The sequence below is a fragment of the Cognatundibacterium crateris genome (assembly GCF_010078235.1).
Classification (GTDB): Bacteria; Pseudomonadota; Gammaproteobacteria; order Burkholderiales; family Burkholderiaceae_D; genus Undibacterium; species Undibacterium crateris.
In genome coordinates this window covers 32,741-58,701 of the sequence record NZ_JAABOS010000002.1, presented here as the reverse complement: position 1 = coordinate 58,701, position 25,961 = coordinate 32,741, and the positions used below count along the sequence as shown (strand labels likewise).

Annotated in this window: 23 protein-coding genes; 13 read left to right on the top strand and 10 right to left on the bottom strand. The window is 45.3% G+C overall.

From position 1 onward, the window contains the following. Position 1: 1 nt before the first annotated feature. The 10 genes from prmC to minC all read right to left on the bottom strand — a co-directional run bounded on the left by prmC (position 2) and on the right by minC (position 11,085). Positions 2–853 carry a peptide chain release factor N(5)-glutamine methyltransferase gene (prmC, locus tag EYB48_RS03455; RefSeq protein WP_162018917.1) on the bottom strand — a complete coding sequence of 284 codons (852 nt, stop codon included), beginning with the start codon at positions 851–853 and terminating at the stop codon, positions 2–4. After that, on the bottom strand, positions 853–1,353 hold the full coding sequence (locus EYB48_RS03450) for a disulfide bond formation protein B (RefSeq protein ID WP_162018916.1): 501 nt from the start codon (positions 1,351–1,353) through the stop codon (positions 853–855). Before EYB48_RS03450 ends, prmC begins: the two co-directional genes overlap by 1 nt. 140 nt (positions 1,354–1,493) lie before the next feature. Beyond that, positions 1,494–2,573: a peptide chain release factor 1 gene (prfA, locus tag EYB48_RS03445; RefSeq protein ID WP_162018915.1), complete on the bottom strand. Its 1,080-nt coding sequence runs from the start codon at positions 2,571–2,573 to the stop codon at positions 1,494–1,496. Between the two features lie 83 nt (positions 2,574–2,656). Further along, positions 2,657–3,943 carry a glutamyl-tRNA reductase gene (gene hemA, locus EYB48_RS03440; protein WP_162018913.1) on the bottom strand — a complete coding sequence of 429 codons (1,287 nt, stop codon included), beginning with the start codon at positions 3,941–3,943 and terminating at the stop codon, positions 2,657–2,659. A gap of 76 nt (positions 3,944–4,019) precedes the next feature. Further along, positions 4,020–6,410 (bottom strand): CHASE2 and HATPase_c domain-containing protein, encoded by a 2,391-nt coding sequence (locus tag EYB48_RS03435; protein ID WP_235934887.1) that lies wholly within the window; start codon positions 6,408–6,410, stop codon positions 4,020–4,022. A gap of 20 nt (positions 6,411–6,430) precedes the next feature. Next, positions 6,431–8,128, bottom strand: coding sequence for a FecR domain-containing protein (locus EYB48_RS03430; protein ID WP_162018912.1), 1,698 nt, complete (start codon positions 8,126–8,128; stop codon positions 6,431–6,433). A 56-nt stretch (positions 8,129–8,184) separates the two neighbouring features. Next, positions 8,185–8,877 (bottom strand): response regulator transcription factor, encoded by a 693-nt coding sequence (locus EYB48_RS03425; protein WP_162018910.1) that lies wholly within the window; start codon positions 8,875–8,877, stop codon positions 8,185–8,187. A gap of 307 nt (positions 8,878–9,184) precedes the next feature. Beyond that, positions 9,185–9,448 (bottom strand): cell division topological specificity factor MinE, encoded by a 264-nt coding sequence (minE, locus tag EYB48_RS03420; RefSeq protein WP_162018909.1) that lies wholly within the window; start codon positions 9,446–9,448, stop codon positions 9,185–9,187. 1 nt (position 9,449) lies between these two features. After that, positions 9,450–10,265, bottom strand: coding sequence for a septum site-determining protein MinD (gene minD, locus EYB48_RS03415; RefSeq protein ID WP_162018908.1), 816 nt, complete (start codon positions 10,263–10,265; stop codon positions 9,450–9,452). A gap of 43 nt (positions 10,266–10,308) precedes the next feature. Further along, positions 10,309–11,085 (bottom strand): septum site-determining protein MinC, encoded by a 777-nt coding sequence (minC, locus tag EYB48_RS03410; RefSeq protein WP_162018907.1) that lies wholly within the window; start codon positions 11,083–11,085, stop codon positions 10,309–10,311. 368 nt (positions 11,086–11,453) lie between these two features. Here minC and EYB48_RS03405 point away from each other — a divergent pair, with 368 nt between their 5' ends. From EYB48_RS03405 to EYB48_RS03345, 13 genes are all read left to right on the top strand, one after another. Then, complete coding sequence (locus tag EYB48_RS03405; RefSeq protein WP_162018906.1) at positions 11,454–11,822, top strand: MarR family EPS-associated transcriptional regulator; 369 nt, start codon at positions 11,454–11,456, stop codon at positions 11,820–11,822. A gap of 720 nt (positions 11,823–12,542) precedes the next feature. Beyond that, positions 12,543–13,538, top strand: a complete 996-nt coding sequence (gene pseB, locus EYB48_RS03400) for a UDP-N-acetylglucosamine 4,6-dehydratase (inverting) (RefSeq protein ID WP_162018905.1) — start codon at positions 12,543–12,545, stop codon at positions 13,536–13,538. Between the two features lie 20 nt (positions 13,539–13,558). Further along, positions 13,559–14,719: a UDP-4-amino-4,6-dideoxy-N-acetyl-beta-L-altrosamine transaminase gene (gene pseC / locus EYB48_RS03395; RefSeq protein WP_162018904.1), complete on the top strand. Its 1,161-nt coding sequence runs from the start codon at positions 13,559–13,561 to the stop codon at positions 14,717–14,719. Positions 14,720–14,785: 66 nt separating this feature from the next. Continuing rightward, complete coding sequence (locus EYB48_RS03390; protein ID WP_162018903.1) at positions 14,786–15,694, top strand: aldo/keto reductase; 909 nt, start codon at positions 14,786–14,788, stop codon at positions 15,692–15,694. Positions 15,695–15,699: 5 nt separating this feature from the next. Next, positions 15,700–16,455, top strand: a complete 756-nt coding sequence (locus tag EYB48_RS03385) for a cytidylyltransferase domain-containing protein (RefSeq protein WP_162018902.1) — start codon at positions 15,700–15,702, stop codon at positions 16,453–16,455. A gap of 46 nt (positions 16,456–16,501) precedes the next feature. Then, a complete protein-coding gene (locus EYB48_RS03380) occupies positions 16,502–17,791 on the top strand; it encodes an aminotransferase class III-fold pyridoxal phosphate-dependent enzyme (RefSeq protein ID WP_162018901.1) in 1,290 nt (429 codons plus the stop codon). Between the two features lie 23 nt (positions 17,792–17,814). Next, complete coding sequence (gene pseG, locus EYB48_RS03375) at positions 17,815–19,395, top strand: UDP-2,4-diacetamido-2,4,6-trideoxy-beta-L-altropyranose hydrolase (RefSeq protein WP_162018900.1); 1,581 nt, start codon at positions 17,815–17,817, stop codon at positions 19,393–19,395. Beyond that, the gene (gene pseI / locus EYB48_RS03370) at positions 19,388–20,446 is read left to right on the top strand and encodes a pseudaminic acid synthase (protein ID WP_162018899.1); all 1,059 of its coding nucleotides are present in this window, start codon (positions 19,388–19,390) and stop codon (positions 20,444–20,446) included. Before pseG ends, pseI begins: the two co-directional genes overlap by 8 nt. Before the next feature lie 120 nt (positions 20,447–20,566). Beyond that, complete coding sequence (locus tag EYB48_RS03365) at positions 20,567–21,940, top strand: hypothetical protein (RefSeq protein ID WP_162018897.1); 1,374 nt, start codon at positions 20,567–20,569, stop codon at positions 21,938–21,940. Positions 21,941–21,981: 41 nt separating this feature from the next. Continuing rightward, a complete protein-coding gene (locus tag EYB48_RS03360) occupies positions 21,982–22,851 on the top strand; it encodes a phytanoyl-CoA dioxygenase family protein (RefSeq protein WP_162018896.1) in 870 nt (289 codons plus the stop codon). 19 nt (positions 22,852–22,870) lie between these two features. Beyond that, positions 22,871–24,103 carry a hypothetical protein gene (locus EYB48_RS03355; protein WP_162018895.1) on the top strand — a complete coding sequence of 411 codons (1,233 nt, stop codon included), beginning with the start codon at positions 22,871–22,873 and terminating at the stop codon, positions 24,101–24,103. 41 nt (positions 24,104–24,144) lie between these two features. Next, positions 24,145–25,179, top strand: a complete 1,035-nt coding sequence (locus EYB48_RS03350) for an acyltransferase family protein (RefSeq protein WP_162018894.1) — start codon at positions 24,145–24,147, stop codon at positions 25,177–25,179. Next, positions 25,176–25,952 carry a 2OG-Fe(II) oxygenase gene (locus EYB48_RS03345; RefSeq protein ID WP_162018892.1) on the top strand — a complete coding sequence of 259 codons (777 nt, stop codon included), beginning with the start codon at positions 25,176–25,178 and terminating at the stop codon, positions 25,950–25,952. Before EYB48_RS03350 ends, EYB48_RS03345 begins: the two co-directional genes overlap by 4 nt. Positions 25,953–25,961: the final 9 nt, after the last annotated feature.

Here is a 25,961-nt window from a genome sequence, read left to right as displayed (position 1 = left end):
TTCAGGCCTCTGTCTGAAGTTTGCCGCCGCTGACGCGCTCTATACCAGCCAGATCGCGCCAGCTTTGTACTTCTGTGTATTGATGCCGCAGCAGTAGCGCACGCACAGCTTCCGCCTGATCATAGCCATGTTCCATCAGCAGCCAGCCATCTGCTGACAAATATTGTTTCGCTGTGCTGACGATATGACGGTAAGCACTGAGTCCATCCGCATGATCGGTCAGCGCAGACAGCGGCTCAAAACGCAGGTCACCTTGCGATAAATGTGGATCGTGCTGTTCGATATATGGCGGGTTGCTGACGATGGTATTGAATCCTTGTGGTCCCAGCGCTGCGAACCAGTCACTCTGCAATAGCTGAAATGGCTGCTGACGATTTGTGGGTAATAAGCGGGCTGCATTTTGAGTTGCGATTGCGAGCGCGTCAGCACTGATGTCGAGTGCACTGACGGCCAGATCTTCACGTTCATGTGCGATGCTGATTGCAATCGCACCCGAACCGGTACCCATGTCCAGTAAGCGGCTGTTAGGCGGTGCATGCTGCAAGGCCAGTTCCACCAGCAGCTCGGTATCGGCGCGTGGTATCAGCACAGCGGGTGAAGTCACAAAAGACAGGCCAAAGAATTCACGTTCACCAAGGATGTAAGCGACAGGCTCACCCGTCAGACGGCGACTGATCAGACTCAGCAAATGCTCTCTGACTGCCGTTGTCAGGGACTGATCGGAATGGGTGATTAGCTGGATACGGCTCTTGCCAGTCGCATGCATCAGTAACATGCGGAGCTCCAGCTTATCCAGCGGTACTAAGCGCTCATAATCTGCGAGGCTCAGGCCCTCTTGCTGCCAGGCCTGCATCAGCGGCGCTCTCCAAACATACTGCTACGTTTGCGTTGTAGCATAACGCTGGCAGTGGCGATGGCGCAGATCAGGAACCAGACCATAGCCCAGCCCGGAATAGACAAGCCCAGTATCGGTTCATACGGGGTATCGCATAAGCCATCGGCGCGGAAGAAGTCCGGCCACCAGACCGATAAGAAAATTTTATTCAAGCCGGTTTCCAGCGGATCGATACCACAGGACAGTTGAGGATTCGCCAGCACATACAGATGCTTGCCAGCGACGCCAATTCCTGCGAGTGCCGAAGCAAATGACAAACCCGCCGTTACTCGCCTGGCTCTTTCTGGCAGTAGCGCAGCCAGCAATGCAAACAGTCCTATGCCCAGGAAAGCATAACGTTGCAACACACACAGAGGACAGGGCAACATGTCTTTGACCAGCTGCAGATACATAGCCGCTGCCAGAACAGCCAGGCAGCTTGCCGCCACAGCCAGTAATACGAATTTGCTAGAACGCATGAAAATCATCCGGAAAATGAAAGCGGATGCCAGCTTACACGTTTTTTCTGTCAGCGTGATAAAGCGATGTAAGTTGGCACGAGTAGTGTCTGTGGTACAGATCGTGACTCGCCTTGCGTGGCAGTCAGTCCTTGGACGACTTAATCGTCGCCTAGTTCCGCCAGCAATTCAGCCTGATGTTCTGCGATCAGCGCATTGCTAAGTTCTTCCAGATCACCATCCATGATGAAATCCAGTTTATACAAGGTCAGGTTGATGCGGTGATCCGTCATGCGGCCTTGCGGATAGTTGTAAGTGCGTATGCGTTCACTGCGGTCGCCGGAACCAATCAGGCTCTTACGGGTTGCTGCCTCTTTCGCTTGTTTTTCCCGCAGCTGGATATCCATGATGCGAGTGGCCAGCACGCGCATAGCCTGGGCCTTATTCTGATGCTGGCTGCGGCCATCCTGACATTCCACCACGATCCCGGTCGGTAAGTGGGTCAGACGCACTGCAGAATCGGTCTTATTGATATGCTGACCACCGGCACCGCTGGCGCGGAAGGTATCGATACGCAGGTCGGCATTATTGATGACCACGTCAGCCACTTCATCCGCTTCCGGCATTACGGCGACGGTACAGGCCGAGGTATGTATCCGGCCCTGGGTTTCGGTCGCCGGCACCCTTTGTACGCGATGACCGCCAGACTCGAATTTCAGTCTGGAGTAAGCGCCGAAACCGGCGATACGCACAATCACCTCTTTATAACCACCGAGTTCAGAAGCCGACTCCGACATCATCTCTACCTGCCAGCGATTGCGCTCAGCAAAGCGGGTGTACATGCGCAGCAGATCACCGGCAAACAGGGCTGCTTCGTCACCGCCGGTACCGGCGCGAATTTCAAGCAGGATGTTGCGCTCATCATTCGGATCTTTAGGCAGCAGCATTTTTTGCAGATCATCTTCCAGCGTCAGCATGGTCTGCTTTGCGCTTTCGATTTCTTCCTGTGCAAATGCCTTCATGTCCGGATCATTCAGCATGTCCTGCGCCTCCAGGATGTCGGATTGCGCTTGCTGATAGTTTTTGTACAAAGCAACCAGAGGGTCCAGTTCCGCATGTTCACGATTGAGCTTGCGGTAATTATCCATATCATTGGTTGCGCCTTCCTGCATCAGCAGGTGACCGACTTCATCGAGGCGTTCAGCCAGCTGATCCAGCTTGGCGAGCATAGAGGGTTTCATAGGCAGGGCAGATAAAAAAACAGAGACATGGCCGTGTGGCCTGAGAGTAGTCAGCCCAAGGCGGCTGACCAGAAGAAAGTGCACTAACGTTTAGTACGGAATAACTGAGGCAGCAGACTGGCCAGGCGCGCGCGTTCGTCGCCGCTGGCCTGGTGCAGCGCCTGTTGCGGGCCATGCAGGAATTTGGCGGTGAGGCCCTTTGATAAGGCTTCCAGCACCAGATCGATATCTTCACCACGCGCCAGCATTTTACGCGCACGTTCGAGTTCTGCGAGGCGTAACTGTTCGCTGCTTTCATGCAGATCCTGAATCACAGGCACTACGGCGCGGCCATCTATCCAGTGCATAAACGATTGCACGCGGGTTTCGATGATGGCTTCTGCCTGGGCGACGGCAGCCTGACGGTTTTCTATGCCGCTTTGGACTACGCTGCCGAGGTCATCGACGGTATATAAAAACACATCGTCGAGCTGAGCGACTTCAGGCTCAATATCACGTGGTACCGCCAGATCGACCATAAACACCGGACGGTGCTTACGCGCTTTGACCACGCGCTCGACCAGTCCCAGACCGATAATCGGTAAGGAGGATGCGGTACAGGAGACGATGATGTCGAATTGCGCTAATTGCTGCGGTAAATCAGCCAGGCGGATCGCCTTGCCATTGAAACGATGGGCCAGTGCTTCACCGCGTTCCAGCGTGCGATTAGCGATAGTCAGTGACTTAGGATTTTGCGCAGCGAAATGGGTAGTGCACAGCTCTATCATTTCACCGGCACCGATGAACAGCACATGCTGATCTGAAATCTTATCGAAAATTCTTTGTGACAGCCTGACTGCCGCTGCCGCCATCGATACGCTGTGCGCACCGATTTCTGTCGTGCTGCGCACTTCCTTGGCAACCGCGAAAGTACGCTGGAACATCTGGTGCAGATAGGTGCCGAGACCGCCAGCTGCTTCGGCCTGACGTACCGCATCTTTCATTTGCCCCAGGATCTGCGGCTCGCCGAGTACCATGGAATCGAGTCCGGATGCGACGCGGAAAGCGTGCCGCACTGCATTGTCTTGCGGCAGAGTGTATAGATGCGGACGCAAATCCGCGTAGGGTAAATGGTGGAAGTCAGCCAGGAAGCGTGCCGTGACGTCGACCGGGTTGTCGAGACCGGCGCAGGCTGCGTACAGTTCTGTGCGATTGCAGGTTGATAAGATCGCAGCTTCTGTCGTGCCCGTCGGATGCTGAATCTGCCGCGAGCCAAACCACGCGCGCGCAGCCACTACTGCCTGACCAATCTGATCAGGAGCAAAGGCGACTTTTTCGCGCAGTGACAGGGGCGCAGTCGTATGATTAAGACCGACAGCAGACAGTTGCATGGCTAATTTTCCGGAAGAAGTCGTCATTATAGCGCTTCGCTCCGTAGTTTTCCGGCTTTACACCAGTTGATCTGCCTCAAACTATGATCCCGGGTATGCGGATGTGGAAAGTCGTTCCCTCATTGGGGGCGCTGACAAAGTCGATGCTGGCATAGTGCCTGTCCAATACCGCTTTGACAAATACCATCCCCAGACCGACGCCATCATTTTTCGGCTGATCATTCGCTTTGAAGCGTTGAAAGCGCTGGAACAGCTTGCTTTGCTCCGAGCGTGCAATTCCATAACCCTGGTCTTGGATACTGCAAATGATGCTCACGTCCGCCAGATTTCGCTCCAGCTTAAGGCTGCAGTTGATGGTTGTATCACGCGGACTGTATTTGATCGCATTCGATATCAGGTTGGTCAGTACGCGTGTCATCAGGGCACGGTCAATACGAACCAGATATTCCTGTTCCGGGATTTGCATTTTGAAACGAATGTTTTTACTGCGGGACAGCGACCACATTTCTTCTGTGGCATCCAGTAATACGTCCTGAAAATCCACTTCTTCGTAGCGATAGTCCTGCGATTCTGCACGTGCCAGTTGTACAAAATTATCGGCCAGACCCAGGGTGATTCTGGATGCTTTTTCTATGCGCGACATGAATTCTTCGGTTGGCAGTGCCGTTTGCGGCTCTTTTTGCATTTCCAGTAAAGCCAATATCGAGGCTTGTGGTGAGCGCATATCGTGCGAGATGAAGTGCAGGGTTTCGTCGCGGCTGCGTTCAGCGGCGCGGATCGCCGTGATATTCACCATGCTGACGATCCAGCCCACTAAATGTTTATCAGCGTTGTAGGCAGGAGCGCTTTTGATCAGCAGATCTTGTCCACGCGGGTCACGCACTTCAAAGCCTTGTGACATGATTTTGGTCAGTTTGATATCCAGGATATCCCACCAACTGAAGTTGCGGCCATCCGTATGGTCAAAATTAGCCGGTGCTGACATATTGGCAAACAGATAGGGCACCAGAGCGTCATTCACTTTAGGCTGACCGATGCCCGCAAAATAAGCACGTGCAGCCTGATTGGATAACAGCACATTGCCATCTGTTGTGGTGACCAGGGTCGCATCAGGCAAACTGGCCAGGCTATCGCTGATGAACTGGCGCAGATCGCGCACCCGGTTCGCAGCCAGATGCACATCCTGTATGCTTTTTTCCAGCGTGTCGGTCAGATTGATGGCGTGGCTTTCCTCGTCGTCAGTAAATTCTGGTAACAGATGTGGTTCTTGCTCCAGCAAAGTGAATTCCGCTGCCAGATACTTAATGGCCGCTTCCAGCCGACGCCAGCTCCAGAGTGGGTAAGCCAGCAAGAGTGCAATAACAGCTGGCGACATTGGCACCCAGTAAGCCTGCCAGCGCATCAATGCCAGACTGCCAGCGAGGCAGAACAGTATCATGGCTATCGTGGAGATCAGCGCTTTGCGCGGTGACAGGAACTGATAGGCGATGAGCGCCAGAATCAGAACAAGGACGTTCCATATAGCTATTTGCCACGGTAGTGCAAACTGTATTGCTTTTTCATTGAGCAAACTTGCGAGAATATTGGCATTGATTTCCACACCTGAGATGACGCCTTCATTACCGGTCACCGGGGTTGGGTAAGAGTCTGCCATCCCGATTGCCATAGGGCCAACAATGATGTATTTGCCTTGTAATAAACTGGCAGGAACTTCGCCGCGCAATACCGAGACATAGGGCACAGACTGGAAATGACCGCTACTGCCAGCAAACGGAATATGCATCTGGAAATCACGTTGCCAGCTGTTTTCTGACCGCTCTGCTTTTCTGAGCGACGCTGACAGCTGTACGCCGGGTAAATACTTTTCTGTGCCGGGCGCGATATTCTGCCCGACGTCTTTCATCGCGAGCGCAAAGTGAGGCCACCATTCACCTTGCATACCTTCACGCAGGAAGACACTGCGAGCGATACCGTCTTTATCCAGCTCCAGATGGATGTGACTGAGTTGACGGGCTGCGTTGGCCAGAATAGACACCGGTTTGGCCGTAGTCAGGCCTTTGCCCGCACTCTCAGACACCAGTGGCAATACGACCTTATTGCTCTGTTGAATCGCATCAGCCAGTTGCTGGTCACCGCTGGCTTGCTGGGTGTCGGTGACAGCTTCAGCTTCGGTAAATAAGATGTCCAGTCCTACCGCTGCCGGTTTAGCAGCGTTGATCTGGCTCAGCAGTTGGGCGTGGTAGGTACGCGGCCATGGCCAGCGCCCCAGCTCTGCCAGACTGTAGTCGTCGATGGCAACAATCAGGATGTCGTCCCGCGCTGGCTGGGTATTGATCTGCATGATGCGGTCATACATCACCAGATCCATGCGCTCGGTCAGCCGGAACAGGCTGAGTGCGGCTGTCAGCGCAAGCAGCAGGATACTGAGTATCAGCCACTCACGGAATGCAATTTTCTTTATCTGCAATTTTTTATACTCATTGCTGATCAATATCCGGTTTTGACGACACCCGCTGCACTGCGCAGTGCGTCTCCATCAGAGGTGGTCCAACGCGCACTGATATTGATTTTCTGGGTTCCGGAAAAACTCCCTACAAAGCCATCGGGGTCAGTTGCCTTGACGCGGATGAAGTAATCACCGGGAGCAGGCCGTGGCAGCTTCAGTTCCGCCTGCGTCAGTTCTTTGGACAGCAGCAGACGTGTGAATTCCTTGTCAGCGGCCAGCTGGACCAGGAAAGTCTGACCAGGCTCTGCTGGCCAGCTCAGGGTAATGTCTTTACCTTCTGAATCGGCAAAACTGGCTCCACCTTGCGGCGGCAACTTCTGGAATTTTTGTGCATCGCTAAATGGCCCCTGATCCGGTTTTCCATTTTTTTGTGCGACTGTCGCAATGCGCCAGTAGTAGTCGCCATCCGCTAATTTGTCGTTGGTCCAATGTACGTTACGGATACCTGCTTCATCATGCACCAGTGTTTTGAAGTCACTGTCTTTGGCTATCTGCACGCGGTAATTGTCGGCATTGGCCGCTTCTGTCCAGCTGAAATCCACTTTGTCAGACCTGACTTTATTTTTTGGCTGCGAGGTAAATGGTGGCTCAGGTCTGGCTTTGAGTGTAAAGCTCTGTATCAGCGGAATACCTTCGAGACCATGCTGATCAATGGCAGTGACACGCAAGAAATAATCACCATCATCCAAACCGCCAAATTTAAAGCGCGGATCTTTGAAGCGGTTTTCCATCACTATGTCCAGCGCCTGCGCATCTTTGCTGACTTGTACCCGCCAGGCTTGCGCTGCCGGCATTGCTTGTGCGAGAAATTGCATGGTTGGACGTATCTGTAAACGGCTGCCTTCATCCAGCACAGGTGATGGCAACAAATCAACCGGCTTGCCAACACCGCTGGCATTGACGATGTTTCCTTTGCCCGCGCCCAGCGTCAGCTTCGCAGTTTTTTGTGCTTTAGCCTGATCGACTGCTACGCCACCTTCCAGGACTTCGTTGGCGGTGCCATTGTCACTTACACCGACCCGGAAATGGGTGCCGCGTACACCGGCAATAGCCAGTGGCGAGCGCACCTCAAAGCGGCCCTTATTTGTACTCAGTGATGTCACCCGCGACTCGACCTTGCCTTCGATCAAAGACAGTTCAGTGCGCGGGCTGGATGTGTACTGGGTTTTGCGTAACTTGCTGAGCACGACCTGACTATTAGACGGTATTGAGATTCTGGATTCGTCCGGCAGTGCCAGTGTGACGAAGCCGTTCTTACCAGTCAGGATTTGTGTGCCTTCTTTTAAAACAACGCCTATCGTCAGATTTGCTTCGCCGCTGTTGGGTAACTTGTAAACCGGATTACCCGCGAGTGCGACGACTTTGGCCTCACTATCGACTTCTGGCAGCAAATCAAGCGGGATACGGATTGCCGTACCGATAGGAATCGCACGGTCATCAACAATCTGATTTTTTTTACTCAATACAGTCCAGTTCTGCGGCTGATTGGTAAAGCGCTTGGCAATACTCAACAGAGTGTCACCTTGCAACGCGTAGTAAGTCATGTCAGGTGGTGTCGCGATCACAGTGCCAGGCTCACCGCGTGGCTGTGCGGCGACTGCAACTGAACTGAGTGACAGCGTCATCGCGAACAGGACGCTTGCTTGAAGCTTGCGCAAGAGGGAGGGAGAAAAGCTCATGCGAATTTCCTAATTTTTAAATGCAATCCGGGTCAGACTGTGCTGACCCGGACTTGTTATTCTGCTGTGACTTGTTCTAGTCGGTAACCGTAACTATACACTGGAGCGAGACGGTATCCATTTTCCGGGCGTAATTCCAGCTTGCTGCGTACCCGTGAAATATGGGTATCCATGGTTCTCGATGGAATATCGACATCGCGCGACCAAACCGCTTCCAGAATATAAGCACGCGATAAAGGGCGGCCCAAATTACGGAACAGTAACAACGCCAGATCGAACTCTTTCTGCGTCATTTCTACCGGTTCTTCATTGATGGTCACGCGACCGGCACGGGTTTCAAATTTGTAAGCGCCAAACTGCAAATGTTCCGAAGCGGTTTGGGTCGGATAGGCGCGACGCAATAAGGCTTGTACGCGTGCAACCAGCTCACTGCGACGGATAGGCTTGATCATGTAATCGTCTGCACCTGCAGCAAGACCCGCCACAATATCATCCTCGCCGGAGCGGCTGGTCATGAACAAGACAGGCAGCGTAGGAGACAGTTTCTCTCTGACCCAATGCAGGATTTCTGTGCCGTTCAGATCCGGGACTTGCCAGTCCAGTATCAGCATGTCGTAACTTTCTCGACGCAGCTGATGCAGCATTTCTTTACCACTTAAAAATGGATGGCAGGTATGGCCGGCAGCGTTAAGGATGGTGCAGACCAGTTCCAACAAGTTGTTGTCGTCGTCGAGTACAGCGATTCTCATGAGTAATTACCGTTAAAGTCCGGCTTGAATTGGCCAATACATATCATTATAACGAATGCAATTGCAAAATATCAAAATTGTGGACTTATGCAGTTCTCATCCAAATTGCAGGTTTTGCCATAATTTTATTCGATGATCATTGCAATTGCTGATTTGTTATGCAACAGCATACGTTGTGGTTTGGGAATTTGCAATCTTTACCGTCGCAGAATCCGAACAGTATTGCAATGGGGTATGAAATAGTCGTGGGCGTGAAACAATTGTCTGCAGGCGGCGCAGATCCGCCTGCAGAAGTCTGAACAATTGATCAACTGCGTACTTCGAGTTCTGGTAATACGACATTGACATCCAGCACTTCCAAATTACCTTGTTTGTCCAGAGACACCTTGATGTCCTCAGGGCTGACTTTGGTGTATTTCGAAATCACAGCGATCAGCTCTTCACGCAATGCAGGTAAGAAATCATACCCATCGCGCCCTGTGCGTTCACGGGCAATAATGATTTGCAGACGCTCTTTCGCCATATTGGCGGTTTTAGGTTTGCTGTTAAATAAAAAAGAAAGCAGAGCCACTTTATTTACCTCCGAAAATGCGCTGCAGTAAGCCCGGTTTTTCATAGGTGATGAAACGTAACGGTGTTTCCTGGCCCAGGAAGCGGGAAACCACATCTTCATACGCATCGGATACATCACTGCCCTTCATATGAATAGCAGGATTGCCCTGATTGGAAGCATGCAGCACTGCTTCTGATTCAGGAATCACACCGATGAGCGGAATGCGCAGGATTTCCTGCACGTCGGTGTACGACAACATTTCGCCTGCTTCAACCCGCTTTGGTGAATAGCGCGTAATTAATAAATGTTCTTTAACCGGCTCGCCGCCAGCCTGAGCGCGCTTGGATTTCGCCTGTATGATGCCCAGGATGCGGTCAGAGTCACGCACCGAGGACACTTCAGGATTCGTCACGACGATTGCTTCATCCGCGAAAGTCAGTGCCATCACGGCGCCGCGCTCTATCCCTGCCGGTGAGTCGCAGACGATGTATTCAAAGTCCATTTTGACCAGGTCATTCAGAACCCGTTCTACACCTTCTTCAGTCAGCGCATCTTTATCGCGGGTTTGCGAGGCCGGTAAAATGAACAGGTTATCGCAATGTTTATCTTTGATTAAAGCCTGATTCAGGCTGGCTTCGCCGCTGATGACATTCACCAGATCGTACACCACGCGACGCTCACAGCCCATGATCAGGTCCAGATTGCGCAGGCCTACGTCAAAGTCCAGGACGGCGGTCTTGTGGCCCCGCATTGCCAGCCCAGACGCAAAACTAGCACTCGATGTGGTTTTGCCCACACCGCCCTTGCCGGATGTTACAACGATGATTCTTGCCACAAATAGCTCCTTTTATTTATCCGATATGTCTGATAGCAGGGCATCAGCCAGTTGATTTTACTGACGAAACTTCAATACTGTCACCATTTAACCTGACTTGTACAGGGTGATTTGCTGCTAAATCCGGAAAACCATTCTCAAAAGTCCGGTAAATGCCTGCAATCGATACCAATTCCGGCTCCATCGTCAGTGCAAATATCCTCGCTTCAGTATTGCCGGTCGCGCCTGCCAATGCACGTCCACGTAAGGGGGCATAGACATGTATGCTGCCATCCGCAATCACTTCCGCGCCAGGATTGACCACTGCCGTAATGATCAGATCCGCACCTTTGGCATAGATCCTTTGCCCGCCACGCACCGGCGTATCGATCACTAATGCCGGATTATTTCTGATGATGATTTGTGGTTCAGGTAAGGGGGCTGGCGTTGGCTCTGGTTCTGGCTCCGGCGCAACTACTTCAGCAGCAGGCACAGACAGGGTGGTTTCCACCTCGCTGCGTGGTTTATTCACGACGTCTATACTCAGTCCGTGACTGCGCAGGGCCGCATGGTCTTGCTCATTGGCATGTCTGACCGCAACAGGATTCAGGCCATTCGCCTTGAATAAAGGGATCAACGCATCCCAGTCCAGCGACTGATCTGCGATCGCTTCCACATCGATCACCGCGAACTCATCATCGAAGAAATCCGGCGAACCTGCCGTCATCTCCTCCAAAGCCGCCGCCAACACCGGGATTGAAGCCTCATGCAATGAAATTGCTACGGCAACAACAGTTGAGATTTTAATTTCTATAGGCTTGCGGGTCAGACTATTTTGCATAGGTCCAGGATCCTAAAGTTCACAGCCAGGCTTTACGCCACGATCCACCTGTCTGGTGCCCGTTCGCTGATAAAGGACTAATCCTACCAATTGATGAGCAGGATTGCAAAATTATGCTGCCTGTGCGCAGATATTTAAGGTCGCTGGTGTTGGTAACATGCTTGTCATTTTGTTGACGCGCATCCTGTGTAAAATTGTGAACTTCGGGAAAGCACAGTGATAAAAGCGTTTACCAAAATAAATAAGTTTATTGCCAATAAAATAAATGCTAAACTGCGTTCAATTGTTGAACGATGGCTTTATCTAGTCCCGCTTTGCAAACCTTGTCGGAATATTGAATGCCTTCCCTGGATGCCGGACTGAGTTGTATGCAAAAAAAAATAAACACTGATGAAGACACGCATCTGAAGCTGATGCGGCTGCTGGAGCAGCACCCAAACATCACCCAACGCGAACTGGCTGAGCAGCTAGGTGTTAGCTTAGGCAAAACCAATTATTGCATTAAGGCTTTGTTGGATAAAGGCTGGCTGAAAATACAGAATTTTCAGGACAGTAAGCGCAAATTGGCATATGCCTACTTACTGACGCCACAAGGCATGGTAGAGAAAAGTGCGATTACGGTCAGATTTTTGCAGCACAAGATGGATGAGTATGAGCGACTAAGGCTGGAGATTGAGTCTTTGCGGCTGGAGGTTTCAGCTGAGGAGCTTAGTCAAAGTAAATCAGGCATGCTGTGATAAACGTCGAAAGTAGAGTGTGGTGGTGAACTGTGAAGGTAATTCAAATTCATGTGTTTAGTTGTGCTTCTATTTATAGGAAATTTAGGATTTTCTGTTTGCGTAGAAATGCAAATGAAATTGCAATTTGAAGCCAATACAAATTTATCTCAAGTTGGTTTAATTGCTGCGTAAGTTTTAAGTATACGTGTGAATAAAATGAATATTATTGAATCAGGGGCTTGAAGGACTTACTTTGCGCCAAAAAGTGTTTTGACCTTGGGAGTGCTATGGCAGTATGGATGAAGTCGAATAATTTAAATATAAGTGGGTATAAGTAAACTTGGTGCTAGCTGAGTCCACATAAACTTCGTCATCGTGTAGGGCATTGGATTGTTGTTTAAGGTGTTGCAGGGGGGGGCGTGCGGTGAGAAGTAATTTTACTGACTGAAAATCAATCCACATATATGCCACTCGGAGAAGTGTATCGATAGAGAAATACAGATGCGATTCCAATCGAGATCGTCAAGCTGCAGTCGGGTAGCTATTTGGGAGGTGACGATATGTTGTGTTTTGAAGATAGTATGGTCATTCATTTAAATGAAAATGTGGCTCTTGTTGTAATGAATTTCGATTGCTTCTGGCTTCATTTTTTTTTGACTTTTTGAGTATTTGGAATGAGCATTTAATGCTTGTTAAATGAAGTTTATTTAATTTTTAATTTTTAATTTCGGGTAAATTATGCTGTCAAACAAATCCATTCTTATAACTGGTGGCACTGGCTCATTTGGCAAAGCTTTTGTAAAAACTATTTTGGATCGTTATCCTGATATTAAACGATTGGTTGTGTTTTCTCGGGATGAGCTTAAACAGTTTGAAATGGCGCAGGCATTTTCTGGTGAAAAATATAAAGGATTGCGTTATTTTATTGGCGATATTCGTGATGAATCTCGCTTGAGAAGAGCACTTGAGGGTATTGATATCGTTATCCATGCTGCAGCTTTAAAGCAAGTTCCAGCTGCGGAATATAATCCATTTGAATGCATTAAAACCAATGTTCTTGGGGCCCAAAATCTGATTGAGGCTTGTCTCGACAATAATGTGCAAAGAGTAGTTGCATTGTCCACAGATAAAGCTGCTGCGCCAATTAATCTTTATGGTGCAACCAAATTGTGTTCCGATAAGCTTTTTGTTGCTGCGAATAATATAAAAGGAAACAGGGATGTCTCGTTCAGTGTTGTGCGCTATGGAAACGTCATGGGTAGCCGTGGATCAGTAATTCCATTCTTTCAAGAAAAACGATCAACAGGTGTTTTGCCTATTACCGATTCAGCAATGACGCGTTTCAATATCTCTCTCCAGGAAGGTGTAGATATGGTCTTGTGGTCTATCGAAAATGCTTGGGGTGGTGAAATTCTTGTGCCAAAAATCCCTTCCTATCGAATTTTGGATGTGGCTCAAGCCATTGCGCCCGAGTGTGCTCACCCAGTCGTTGGTATTCGTCCGGGTGAAAAAATTCATGAAGAAATGATTACTAGTAGCGATAGTCCAAATACGGTTGATATTGGTAACTATTACGCTATTTTACCCTCAGGTGGAAATTACTCAATTGAAGAGTACTGTAAAAAAATGAACGGTAAATTAGTCGCTCCCGGCTTTAGTTATGATAGCGGTAGTAACGATCACTTTTTAACTGTCGATGAATTACGCAAGTTAATTGAAACACATGTCGCTTAAATTGATTTGCGGAGCTAAGTGTGAACTATATTCCTTATGGACGACAAGACATTAATCAACAAGATATTGATAGTGTCGTCGAAGTATTGAAGTCAGATTTTTTAACCCAGGGTCCAGCTGTTCCCAAATTTGAGGCGTTGGTTTCTCAATATTGCAATGTCGCTTACTCGCTTGCGGTTAATAGTGCTACATCCGCTCTGCATATTGCTTGCTTAGCATTGGGCATTGGGCCGGGGGATCACGTTTGGACTACACCGATTACTTTTGTCGCATCAGCTAACTGTGCTCTTTATTGTGGTGCTTCGATAGATTTTGTTGATATTGATGCTAAAACTTTCAATATGAGTGTCATCGAATTGGAAAAAAAATTAGTTTTAGCTGAAGCTTCAGGCAAGTTGCCAAAGGTAGTTATTCCTGTTCATTTGAGCGGTCAGTCCTGTGACATGGAAGCCATCGCATCGCTTGCGAAACGTTATGGCTTTTTTGTTATTGAAGATGCGTCGCATGCAATTGGTGGACGCTATAAGGATGAGCCAATTGGCAACTGCCGATACAGCGATATAACTGTGTTTAGTTTTCACCCTGTGAAAATTATTACAACGGCAGAAGGTGGACTTGCTACAACGAACAATGCTGCACTTGCCAAAAAAATGAATTTATTCCGAAGTCACGGTATCACACGTGATCTGGATGAGATGACGCATGCCCCCGATGGTCCGTGGTATTACCAACAGATTGAGTTGGGTTATAACTATCGAATGACTGAATTGCAAGCCGCATTAGGTGTGAGCCAAATGCAGCGTTTGGATGAATTTGTTGCGAAGAGACATGAAATCGCGGCTCGTTACAATCAACTGCTAGCATCGGTAGACGTCTTGGTTCCGTGGCAGCATCCTGATACGTATTCAGGTTTGCACCTCTATATTGTCCAAGTTAAACCAGAAAGTGGATTCAGCCATCTTGAAGTCTTTCAAAAATTGCGGGAGGCAAATATAGGCGTCAATCTCCACTATATCCCAGTTTACTTGCAACCATATTATCAACAGTTGAACTTCAGTAAGGGTTACTGTCCAGCTGCTGAGGCATATTATGCGAATGCCATCAGTTTGCCTATGTATACAAACTTGACTGAGCAGCAGCAGGAATATGTAGTAGAAAAATTGTCTTCGATTTTGCATTAATGGTTTGCTGTTGCTGTGTTTTTTGTTGGGTCTGAATTGGATATTGTTGCTTAGGAATGTTGCTTAATGAGCTTAAAGAGTAAAACCAAGTTGGGGTTGGGTACTGTACAGTTTGGCCTTGATTATGGGATCGCAAATAAAGATGGGCAAGTTTCGTTGGGTACAGCCAAGGCAATCATGCATTCTGCAAATGAGCATGGTCTTACTGTAATTGATACTGCAGCCGCTTATGGCAGTAGCGAGGATGTATTGGGGGCATGTTTCGATGAAATTTCTCCTGGTAATTTTTCTGTCTTTACAAAAACAAAGCCATTAAGACTTCCTGAAATCTGTGCAGAACACATTGAAGATGTCGAAGCGATCTTTGCAAGCTCTCTCCAGAAAATGCAATCTGGACATGTAACTGGGGTATTGGTGCATCATGCCGAGGATCTTTTGGTACCCGGTGGTGATCGTTTATTTGCGCAACTACAAGGTTGGAAGGCTGCAGGAAAAATCAACAAGATAGGCGTTTCTATTTATGACGCAAACCAGCTTGATCAATTGTTTTCGCGTTATGAGTTTGATGTTGTGCAATTGCCTGTTAATGTGTTTGATCAACGATTAATTCGTGACGGTAGTTTGCAAACTCTTGCGAATAGAGGTGTTGAGGTGCATGCGCGCTCATTGTTATTGCAGGGCGTCTTGTTAATGCAGCCTGACGATTTACCGAGACATCTGCAAAAATTACAGTTACCACTCACGCGCTTGCGACATTTTTCCGCTGAACGAGGTATGTCACCGTTATCTTTTGCTTTAGGTTTTGCAAAATTTACGAAAGAAATATCTGTTGCTTTAGTTGGCGTGACATCCGTAGGTCATTTACAAGAATGTATATCCGCGTATGGTGATGCTAAGCAATTCGACTATTCAGAATTTGCCGTGTCTGAAATCGAATTACTTGATCCTCGCCAGTGGCCGCAAATTCAAAGGTAAATAAATTGATACTCGCTATATTGCAGGCGCGTTGCTCCTCGTCACGTTTGCCTAATAAAGTACTCAAGCCAATTTTAGGCGTGCCAATGATCGCACGCCAACTTGAACGTGTTCAACGTGCGCACTTGATTGATCATTTAGTCGTTGCAACGAGTGACAGCAGTAGTGATGACCCGTTAGCTGCGCTTTGTGAAGACCTACAAATTTCGTGTTTTCGTGGGAGTCTTAATGATGTCTTGGATCGCTACTATCAGGCGGCAGCGAGTATTAATCCGGATCACATCGTTCGATTGACTGGTGATTGTCCGCTGGCGGATCCATCTGTGATCGATATGGTCATTGAGGCGCATCTCTTAAGTGGTGCTGATTACACGGCCAATTGCGTGCAGTCTAGTTTTCCAGATGGTCTCGATGTCGAAATTTGTAAATTTTCTGTATTGCAGCAAGCTTGGGAAGAGGCAAAGTTAGTTTCGCAACGTGAGCATGTGACATTATTTATTAATCAACAATCCGATCGTTTTAAAGTACATCACGTTCATGCGAGGGAAGACTTATCTCATCTGCGGTGGACCGTTGATAATCCTGAAGATTTTGAACTTGTCAGTAGAATTTATTTCAACTTATACAGGCAAAATCCGCACTTTACAACTGAAGACGTGCTCGCATTAATAAGTAAGGAACCTGAGCTGTTCAATATTAATCAGCATTTAGAGAGAAACGAAGGCTTGCAAAAATCATTGCAAAACGATCAAAGTATTTGATGTGTATTTAACGAGTTTCTCAATTCACTGAGCAAGGAATAAAATTATGAGTACGCGCTACAAATTGTCCGAAGAACTGTTACACCGTGCTGAACAAACCATTCCGTTGGGTAGCCAGACATTTAGTAAAAGCAAGACGCAATATCCTTTTGGTATTTCACCGTATTTTATTGCCAAAGGCAAAGGTAGCAAAGTTTGGGACGTTGATGGAAATGAATACGTCGATTTCATCAGCAGCCTCGCTTCCGTAACTCTTGGCTATAACGATCCTGATGTAACAGAGGCAGTTCGTGCGCAATTGGAAGATGGCGTAATTTTTTCCTTGCCGCATCGTTTAGAGATGGAAGTTGCAGAGCGTATCGTTGATATGGTTCCATGCGCAGAAAAAGTGCGTTTTGGTAAAAATGGTTCTGATGCGACGGCTGGCGCAATTCGTGTTGCACGTGCTTTTACTGGTCGAGACAGGGTCGCTTTATGTGGTTACCACGGTTGGCAAGATTGGTACATTGGCACGACAGCAAGGTCACTTGGCGTTCCGCAAGCTGTCAGAGATTTGAGTCATAGCTTTCCTTTTAATGATCTCGCTGCTCTTGATAATCTGCTTAAACAACATAACGGCGAATTTGCTGCGGTCATCTTGGAGCCAATGAACGTTGTTGATCCACATGAGGGATATCTGCAAGGTGTTAAAGAACTTGCTCATAAGCACGGCGCTGTTCTGATTTTTGATGAAACAATTACCGGGTTCAGATATGCGAACGGTGGCGCACAAGAATATTTTGGCGTAACACCTGATTTGGCTACATTTGGTAAGGGTTTAGCTAATGGCTATCCTGTTTCCGCAGTTGCTGGTCGCGCCGATATTATGAAAATGATGGAAGAGATTTTCTTTTCATTCACTTTCGGCGGCGAAACGCTTTCGTTAGCTGCTGCAGCAGCGACGATGGATAAGCTCAAACGTGAACCAGTTGTTAAGACAATGTCAGCTACAGGCGAGAGTTTGCGTAGCGCTGTAACTCAATTGATTTCCAAACATGAGTTAGGCGAGTGGCTCGGCTTTGCCGGACATTCAACCTGGAGCTTCCTCACTTTGAAGGATGCGCCAGGCTGCTCGATGTGGGATAGTAAAACTTTGTTGATGCAAGAGTTACTTGCTCGCGGTATTTTGTGGTTTGGTACTCACAACATTAGTTACTCGCATTCTGCGGCAGACATAGCGAAGATTGTTGGTGCATATGATGAAATATTTCCGATGCTAAAGCAGGCTATTCATCAAGGTAATGTGACGCCATTTTTACGCTGCGAACCTATCCGTCCTTTATTTAAAGTACGTTAATTTCTTCTAGGCAAAATTTAAATATGCATATTGCAATCAGAGTTGATGCATCGACAAATATCGGGGCAGGTCACTTGATGCGATGTCTGACACTTGCTAATCAGCTTGTACAGCAAGGTGCAAAGGTTCTTTTTGTTTGCCGTGAACTATCAAACGTTTTTTCTAAGCAGATTTGCGAAAATGGTCATGAAGTAGTCATTTTACAGCAAAGGTCAAGTTCATCTGTTCCCGGAAGTAAAGAGTGTTTGGAAAAAAATGAAGATGAACCTTTGCCGCAGCATTCCACTTGGTTGAATGTAAGTTGGGACATTGATGCGGCTGATTGCATTGAAAATTTGGCCCGCTACGGTCAAGTAGATTGGCTCATTGTTGACCACTATGCTCTTGATGCACGATGGGAAAATGCCATGCGTGTCCGCGCAAAAAAAATCATGGTGATTGATGATCTTGCAGATCGTCAACATGACTGTGATATTTTGCTTGATCAAAATTTTTACGTTGATCAGGAGTTGCGATACCTAGGTAATGTTGGAATAGGAACCCGTTTGTTGTTAGGCCCGTCTTACGCTTTGTTGAGACCAGAATTTTTAAATGTCAAAGATGATGAACAGCGTCTAAATCGACTTCAAATCAAGCCTAAGCGCATCAATATCTGTTTTGGCGGGGTTGACGTTAATGGTGATACCTTAAAAGTATTGGAAGCGGTAACGTCGTTGTTGAATGATTATGACCTTCAAATCGATGTGATTTTAGGTGGAGCGTCCCCACACATTGATCTTATCAGTGATTGGATTAAAAACTATAAACAAGTCGTCCTGCATGTTGCTCCACAGAACATGGCTGAATTAATGGCTAGTGCCGACATCGCTATCGGTGCAGCCGGGGGTATGAGTTGGGAGCGGGCAAGCTTGGGGGTGCCGTCAATTGCTATAGCGATTGCGGAAAATCAGTTTAAGCTTGGTCAAGATGCTGCCATTGAGGGTATGCATCTGTTTTTAGGCCGTGCATGCGAAATTAATGTAGGGCAAATTAAGGCTGCTATTTCTGTTTTGCTGGAAAACCCTTTTTTACGAAAGCACTTTGTAACTCGTAGCCTTGCGATGTGCGATGCGCATGGTTCTTTGAAGATTGCACGTCACCTCATTGATAGTACGATCAATATCCGCAGATGCACTATGGCTGATTGCGAAAATTTATATCAGTGGCGAAATGCGGAAGAGAATCGTCTGAATTCACATGATTCCAAGGTCATTCCCTACGAGTCCCATCAAGGTTGGGTAAGTGCAATGACGGTCAGCGATGAACATTTCTTGCTAATTGGAAGTGATGCAAGAGGCCCTGTTGGGGTATTGCGTTATGACTTCAACGTTAAATCTAATTTTTGGATGACGTCGATTTATCTTGTGCCCGGGAGACACGGAAAAGGTCTCGGTAAGGATTTACTTATTGCAGGTTTAGACTGGCTGAAGTCGAGTGGAAAAAAAGTAAGTGAAATCAGGGCAGAAATTAAAACGGAAAATAAAGCGTCACATTCAGTTTTTCTGAAAGCGGGTTATACGCCGCTATTTACGACATATACAGTTAATCAGGACTTTTATGACTAAAGCAAATATACAAGTCGGGCATCGTCAGATCGGCCTAGGGCAACCTCCATTCGTTATCGCGGAAATGTCCGGCAATCACAATCAATCGTTAGAGCGTGCACTTGAGATTGTCGAAGCTGCGGCTAAGACCGGTGCGCACGCGCTGAAGATTCAAACTTACACACCAGATACCATGACGCTCGATCTGGATGAGCGTGAATTTCACATTAGTGACCCTAAGAGTCTTTGGTCGGGTACCTCGTTATATAAATTATATGGTGAAGCTTACACACCTTGGGAGTGGCATAAGCCGATTTTCGACCGAGCTCGTGAATTGGGAATGATACCTTTTAGTACTCCGTTCGATTCAACTTCGGTTGATTTTCTAGAGACTTTGGATGTTGATGTTTATAAAATTGCATCATTTGAGAATACAGACATTCCTCTTATACGTAAAGTTGCGGCAACTGGGAAGCCTATGATTATTTCAACAGGCATGGCAACTGCTGCGGAAATCGATGAAACAGTGCGCGCAGCGCGTGAGGCTGGATGTAAGAATCTCATATTGCTGAAGTGTACAAGTACTTACCCAGCCACTCCTGAAAATACCAACATATTGAGCATCCCCCACATGCGTCAGTTATTTGACTGTGAAGTAGGTCTTTCCGACCACACAATGGGCATTGGAGTTTCAGTAGCAAGTGTCGCACTTGGAGCTACTGTTATTGAAAAACATTTCACTTTAAATCGCGCTGATGGGGGGGTAGATAGTACCTTTTCAATGGAGCCAGCTGAAATGAACCAACTGGTAATTGAATCTGCTCGTGCTTGGCAAGCTTTAGGAAAAGTCAGCTATGGACCTACGGATGCAGAGAAAAAATCGCAACAATTCAGACGGTCACTATATGTTACTAGAGATATTGAAAAAGGTGAAATTTTAACAGTGGACAACGTCCGTGCCATTCGCCCAGGGTTGGGGATACCGACAAAATATACAGAGATAGTTTTAGGGATGCAGGTTAGTAAATCAGTGAAAAGAGGCACTGCCCTAACTTGGCATTTGTTAAAGTAGTTGGTCGGTTAAAAAATGCTCGTTTTTCAAAAATAAATCATCTAGTTGAGAAAAAATATCGAAAAATGATATTTTTTATATTTAGCCGAAATTTTAAATAATATATGTAGGAGATATCTAGTGTTAAAAAAGAAAGTACTTGTTTTTTGTAGACCATATCTGGTCAATGACTTTCAAAAGAACATTGATGGGCTCTCAGAAGAGTTTGAGTTTAAATTTATAACTGATGGTAAAAAGAAGGGTATTACAGACACTCGCGCCAGATTCTATGCAAATTTGGATTCGGCTCCAATGGTGCAAGGATTTACACAAAATGATGAAAGTAATGTCATTTCACGTTGCCGTTACCTTAGGAACATACCCCGAAGCCAAGCAATTCAAATGTTGCGTTCAATGGCATTAGTTTTAATCGAAGAGTTAGAAAGCTTTCAACCCGACGTTGTCTACTCACATATGGTAGACGACTATGTTACACACTTACTTGCAGAATTGTCAAGATTGAGAGGATTGATGTATGTAGGAATTGCATACTCGTATTTCCCTGGAAAAATGCAGATCACGCAATACGGTTATGGCCTTCCACTTGATATAAGAGAGCCAGAAGAAGAAGAAATTCGGACAGTTTTAGAACAAATATCTAAACCGAAATTCAGACAAAATTATTTGCAAGCAGATACGTATACACCACTACGCCATCTTAAAGCGATGATACGCTATCGTGTAAAACAGATTGTTTTTGCGGTAAAAGGCCGTCTAGAAAATGATCCGCTTCATATGCATTATGCCTGCTTGCCTTTCGTTGTCGAACGTAGACGGTGGCGTGACTTTCCTAATGCTGAGGACTTCCACGGTGACTGGCGTTCGCGTATTAACACAATGGGACACCAGTCTGGTAAACCAATAATTTATATTCCGCTTAGTTATATTCCTGAGGCAACTTCCGATTATTGGATGAAAAATCTCAAAACACTAAGATACCAAGAATTAGTTATAGAGATTTGCAAAGAACTTAGTCCACATTTTTGCATTGTCGTTAAAGAGCATTTACATATGCTTGGGGCACGTGATTCGGATTTTTATAAAACTCTAGTAAATTTAGAGGGTGTTATTAGTGTTCCTGCAATGGAATTTAGCAATGATGTATTAGCGATGGTAGACGTCGTTTTAATGGGGGCAGGAAGTATCGGCGTTGAAGCATATTTGAGAGGAAAGGCAATTGTTTCGTTCAGTGATCAGAGTTACTGGTTCCCGTATTCCAATGCTGCGTATATTGATGTCGAGAATGTTGTGAGTTGGCCTATAATAATTAACAATAAAATTTCGTCTTTCAAGGTTCCTACTGAAGAAGAAAAATATGAGTTTGTACGTCAATGTCTTCGCAGTACGATGCGCCAAGGGCAGCAGGGGATTACATGGCACCATTGTGACAAGAAAGATTTAATTGCTGGCTTGAATAAAGTTATAAATTCCTCTAGTGGAAAATTAACTTATTAACAATGATATTGAAATAAATTCTAGCGAGGCTTTAATTGAAAATGATTGCCAAAAATATAATTCGCCCTCAAATTTGGATGTATGGGTTGCAACGTTTAGCAACCTGGTATCCATTAAGGAAGGTCATTACAAAGATAGTAGTATTTGCAAAACCCAAATACATTCAAAAATTCACCGAAAGTAATATCTTCTCCCAAGAATTGGAGCGCGATGGAATTACTCTTTTAAATCAATTTGTTTCCGCTGATGCTATTACTAGAATAAAAGAACATCTCGTGGGATTGCCTTTGAAAGAGCGTTTCGATCTGCAGCGAAGTGGGTTTTATATAGATAACGTGCCCGAAAATGTGCATGTCGCGGAATATTTCACAAAAGATATTGTGAGTTCCGTAGATGTGATTGCTTTGGCAAATAACCCACAAATTTTAGATATTGCTGGGAAGTATTTAGGTTGTAAGCCAACTATTTCTAATATTAGTATTTGGTGGTCGATTCCTGCTGACGGAAGTGCGCAAGAAGCAGAAAATTATCATCGAGATGTTGATGATTTTAAATTTGTAAAATTTTTTGTGTATTTGAGCGATGTGGATGCGGGGAATGGTCCCCATTGTTTCGTCAAAGGATCTCATCGAGATCAACGGTTTTTGAAAATCCGCAGGATACTAGATGATGAAGTTTACTCCTCTTTCCCTCATGAAAATATCTTGTCTTTATCTGGGAAAACCGGCGACGCATTTTTGGAGGATACGTTCGGTTTACATAAAGGGCAGCCGCCACGAAATGGCAGAAGATTGTTGCTTCAAGTTGAATATTCTGTAGGGCCTATTGCTGTGTATGACTATTCAGTAAAAAATAGAAATATTAACAAAGGTCAATTTGATTCATACGTTAATCGACTATATATAAGATAACAATAAGGTGATTTAATTAATGCAACCACAAAAAATACAAAGTTCGATTTTCTCTCGACTGTATTGTTGGGGATGGGCTATTCCTATTGCACTTTATATGTTGCCAATCGCAGAATTTCCCGATTTGTCATACTTTGCTGTTTTTGTTTTATTTGTATTAGTCTTTTTGGGTTATGCAGTAATTAAATCTGTCGAAAAAAAATTTAGATGTGGTGCGCAACTGAATGTGAACGAAATCCAGGGTTTTGGAAAGGTTCATAGGAGCGCGGTATTTTTCTCTTTATTATCTATCATCGGATGTCAGTTAGTTTTGTCCGAGCAAGCTAATTATATTGGTGGGCTAGATTTCGGAAATCTACAGGAAAGATACATCACGCTAGTAGAAAGCTCCCTTGATGGAACTGCCACATCTTCGTTTTTTTCTGCGATTGGAAATTTGTTTAGATCTTTTTTTTTTATTGCTCTAAGCTCTCTTGTCGTGTATTCGAAAGTAGAGAAATCAAAACTTAAAATCACTCTTGTTTCAATTTTGGTTGTGTTTGCAATTTCGCTTAATTTTTTTGTTAACGTAAGTAGATTGCAGTTGGTGTTTTATATTTTAGTGATTGGAATAACTGCAGAACTGATAAATCACCCTTTTATTCGAAATAAAAGACTGATTTTTGGAGTTACGTCGATATTGATTTTATTTATATTAATGACTACAAATCAGCGTTTTGAAGCTAAGTTTGGTGACCTAAGTCTGGCAGCAGGTTATATCGCAGGCTATTTTGGGATAAAAATAACTAATTTGGGAGCATGGGTAATCGAATATTTAGGTTTGGCAACATATACCATTGCTATTTACTTGACCCAAGGGATTCCTGAGTTACTTCGCCTAATTTCCTTTAATGCCAGTCCATATAGCTTGGGAGCGCATTCGTTTTTTCTCGTCATATCTCCCTTTGCAAAAATCATTGGAGTCAAGCTTGGAGAGAATGGACCTGAAATTTCAAATCAGGGAGCTTGGTGGGGGTTTATGGGGGATCTTTACCTTGATTTTGGTTTTTTATTTCCAATTTTATATTTAGTTGTTATTGCATTTATGATTGTGGCCGCTTTAAAAATAAGGTCTAAAAACATTTATGGCCTTGCATTTCAAAGTTTAACTGGAGCGATGATTTTTGTTATCCCATATTCTGGGATATTCAACACATATGCGGTTAGTTATTTTGGACTTTTATTTATCGCGATTTATAAAAAGCGTGCTTGAGTGGGGTGATGTGCGCATCAGTAACCTCAGAGATTTATATAATGAAAAATAGAATTCTCGGTTTTGATTTACTTCGGGGATGGTGTGCAATTTTGGTCGCAGCCTATCATCTGATGATATGGCAAGTAGATGTTGAATTGTATTCTTGGGGATTGCATGGCGTCTATATTTTTTTTGTTTTAAGTGGAGCCAGTTTGACCTTGTCTTATAAAGCAAAATTCGATAATAACTTTTCCATCGTTGAATTTATCTTATTACGCTTTATCCGACTTGCGCCGTTACTGATTTTAATTGAATTACTGATGTTTCTTAGGGGACTTTTTGTCGATGGTTTTTCTTTCAATCTGATTGAAAAAAGTCTACTAACTGCTTCTATGTTATTTGGGTTGGGTAACCCAGGTGGTACATCTTTAATTCTTGGAGGATGGTCCTTAGGAATTGAATTTGTTTTTTATCTTTTATTTCCATTAATGATTGCTTTGGCGTTTAGCGTCCATTGGCGAGTTATTACTATATTTTTTGTTCTAGCTCAGATCTCATTTGTAGAACTGACATTACATGGAGTTGTTAATTTCAAAGAAATATGGGTGCCGTATACACAACCTTTGGCATTCATAGCATATTTCTTTCTAGGCATTCTTGTTGGTAAATTTATTTTATTAGAGAAAGATAAGAATCAACCCTGGTCATTTTTAATCGGTGTTTTCTTCTTTATAGTTCTCCTTTTTTCTAGCGGAATATCGGCGGTACAAACCTTAACTGGGATAAGGGGAATCTGCCTGCTTGCACTCGTTGTGTGCATTGTTTTTTTCTTTTCACGATTCAACCCGGTATCCCCGCTGCTTAAACGCATTTGCATTTTTTTTGGTGATATTAGCTACGGAACGTATCTTCTGCATCCTATTGTTTATCTGATTGTTACGAAATCTCAATATGTAAAAAAAACAGAGCTGGTATTTTTTATTGTTCTTACTTTGACAATTTTTTTCGCATTGTTAGTCGAACGTTTTTTTGAGTTACCAGTTCAAAAAATATTAAAAAAATATCAATCAAATTTTATAAAGGTTAATCAATGATTCAACTTTCACCAATCTTATCTTCTTCTGAAAAAAAGTGCTCTTTGAAAGAAGTATTTTTAAATGCCAAACCATTCCAAAGTTTGGTAATAGATAATGTTTTTGATGTAGACGTCTTGAGAGAAGTAGTACGTGAATTTGCAGATATTCGTCACAATACTAGCTATTATGATGCGACAACCGTTGGCAAGTTAACTTGCGATGATTGGAATCTTTTTCCTCCCGCTATCTTTAACTTAATTTCCTATCTAAATTGCGGAAGTTTTATTTCTTTGTTATCCGAGTTAACAGGAATTGACGAGTTGACGAGTGATCCGTATTTACTCGGCGGTGGCGTTCATGAAACATTGCCAGGTGGTTTCCTAAAAATTCATACCGATTTTAATTACCATAACACCCTAAAATTAGATCGTCGTATCAATGCGATACTATTTTTAAATGAAAATTGGGAGCCATCTTGGGGGGGGGAACTAGTGCTGGCAAGCACAGATATGAGTATCCAAAAAAAGATAGAGCCAATTTTTAATAGGCTTGTAATTTTTAATACGAATGACTTTTCGTTTCATGGGCAACCTGATCCGCATACGTTCCCAGAGGGAAACTCAAGGAAAAGTATAGCAATGTACTATTACGCGAATGGGCGTCCAGAGCATGAGACAATTTCTGCCAAAATTGGTACAACTTATAAAGCCCGACATGCAGGTGATCTCACTTTTAGGACCAGATTAAGAGAGATGGCGAGGCTTTTGGTTGGGTCAAAGAGAGCAAAATAACTTTACGAT

Bases quoted from the DNA above. Each gene is read 5' to 3' on its own strand.
- EYB48_RS03390 (WP_162018903.1), top strand. From the start codon at position 14,786: ATGAGCTTAAAGAGTAAAACCAAGTTGGGGTTGGGTACTGTACAGTTT.
- EYB48_RS03430 (WP_162018912.1), bottom strand. From the start codon at position 8,128: ATGAGCTTTTCTCCCTCCCTCTTGCGCAAGCTTCAAGCAAGCGTCCTG.
- EYB48_RS03360 (WP_162018896.1), top strand. From the start codon at position 21,982: ATGATTGCCAAAAATATAATTCGCCCTCAAATTTGGATGTATGGGTTG.
- minC (WP_162018907.1), bottom strand. From the start codon at position 11,085: ATGCAAAATAGTCTGACCCGCAAGCCTATAGAAATTAAAATCTCAACT.
- EYB48_RS03350 (WP_162018894.1), top strand. From the start codon at position 24,145: ATGAAAAATAGAATTCTCGGTTTTGATTTACTTCGGGGATGGTGTGCA.
- EYB48_RS03380 (WP_162018901.1), top strand. From the start codon at position 16,502: ATGAGTACGCGCTACAAATTGTCCGAAGAACTGTTACACCGTGCTGAA.
- EYB48_RS03450 (WP_162018916.1), bottom strand. From the start codon at position 1,353: ATGCGTTCTAGCAAATTCGTATTACTGGCTGTGGCGGCAAGCTGCCTG.
- EYB48_RS03425 (WP_162018910.1), bottom strand. From the start codon at position 8,877: ATGAGAATCGCTGTACTCGACGACGACAACAACTTGTTGGAACTGGTC.
- pseB (WP_162018905.1), top strand. From the start codon at position 12,543: ATGCTGTCAAACAAATCCATTCTTATAACTGGTGGCACTGGCTCATTT.
- hemA (WP_162018913.1), bottom strand. From the start codon at position 3,943: ATGCAACTGTCTGCTGTCGGTCTTAATCATACGACTGCGCCCCTGTCA.
- pseG (WP_162018900.1), top strand. From the start codon at position 17,815: ATGCATATTGCAATCAGAGTTGATGCATCGACAAATATCGGGGCAGGT.
- pseI (WP_162018899.1), top strand. From the start codon at position 19,388: ATGACTAAAGCAAATATACAAGTCGGGCATCGTCAGATCGGCCTAGGG.
- prfA (WP_162018915.1), bottom strand. From the start codon at position 2,573: ATGAAACCCTCTATGCTCGCCAAGCTGGATCAGCTGGCTGAACGCCTC.
- EYB48_RS03355 (WP_162018895.1), top strand. From the start codon at position 22,871: ATGCAACCACAAAAAATACAAAGTTCGATTTTCTCTCGACTGTATTGT.
- EYB48_RS03345 (WP_162018892.1), top strand. From the start codon at position 25,176: ATGATTCAACTTTCACCAATCTTATCTTCTTCTGAAAAAAAGTGCTCT.
- EYB48_RS03405 (WP_162018906.1), top strand. From the start codon at position 11,454: ATGCAAAAAAAAATAAACACTGATGAAGACACGCATCTGAAGCTGATG.
- prmC (WP_162018917.1), bottom strand. From the start codon at position 853: ATGCAGGCCTGGCAGCAAGAGGGCCTGAGCCTCGCAGATTATGAGCGC.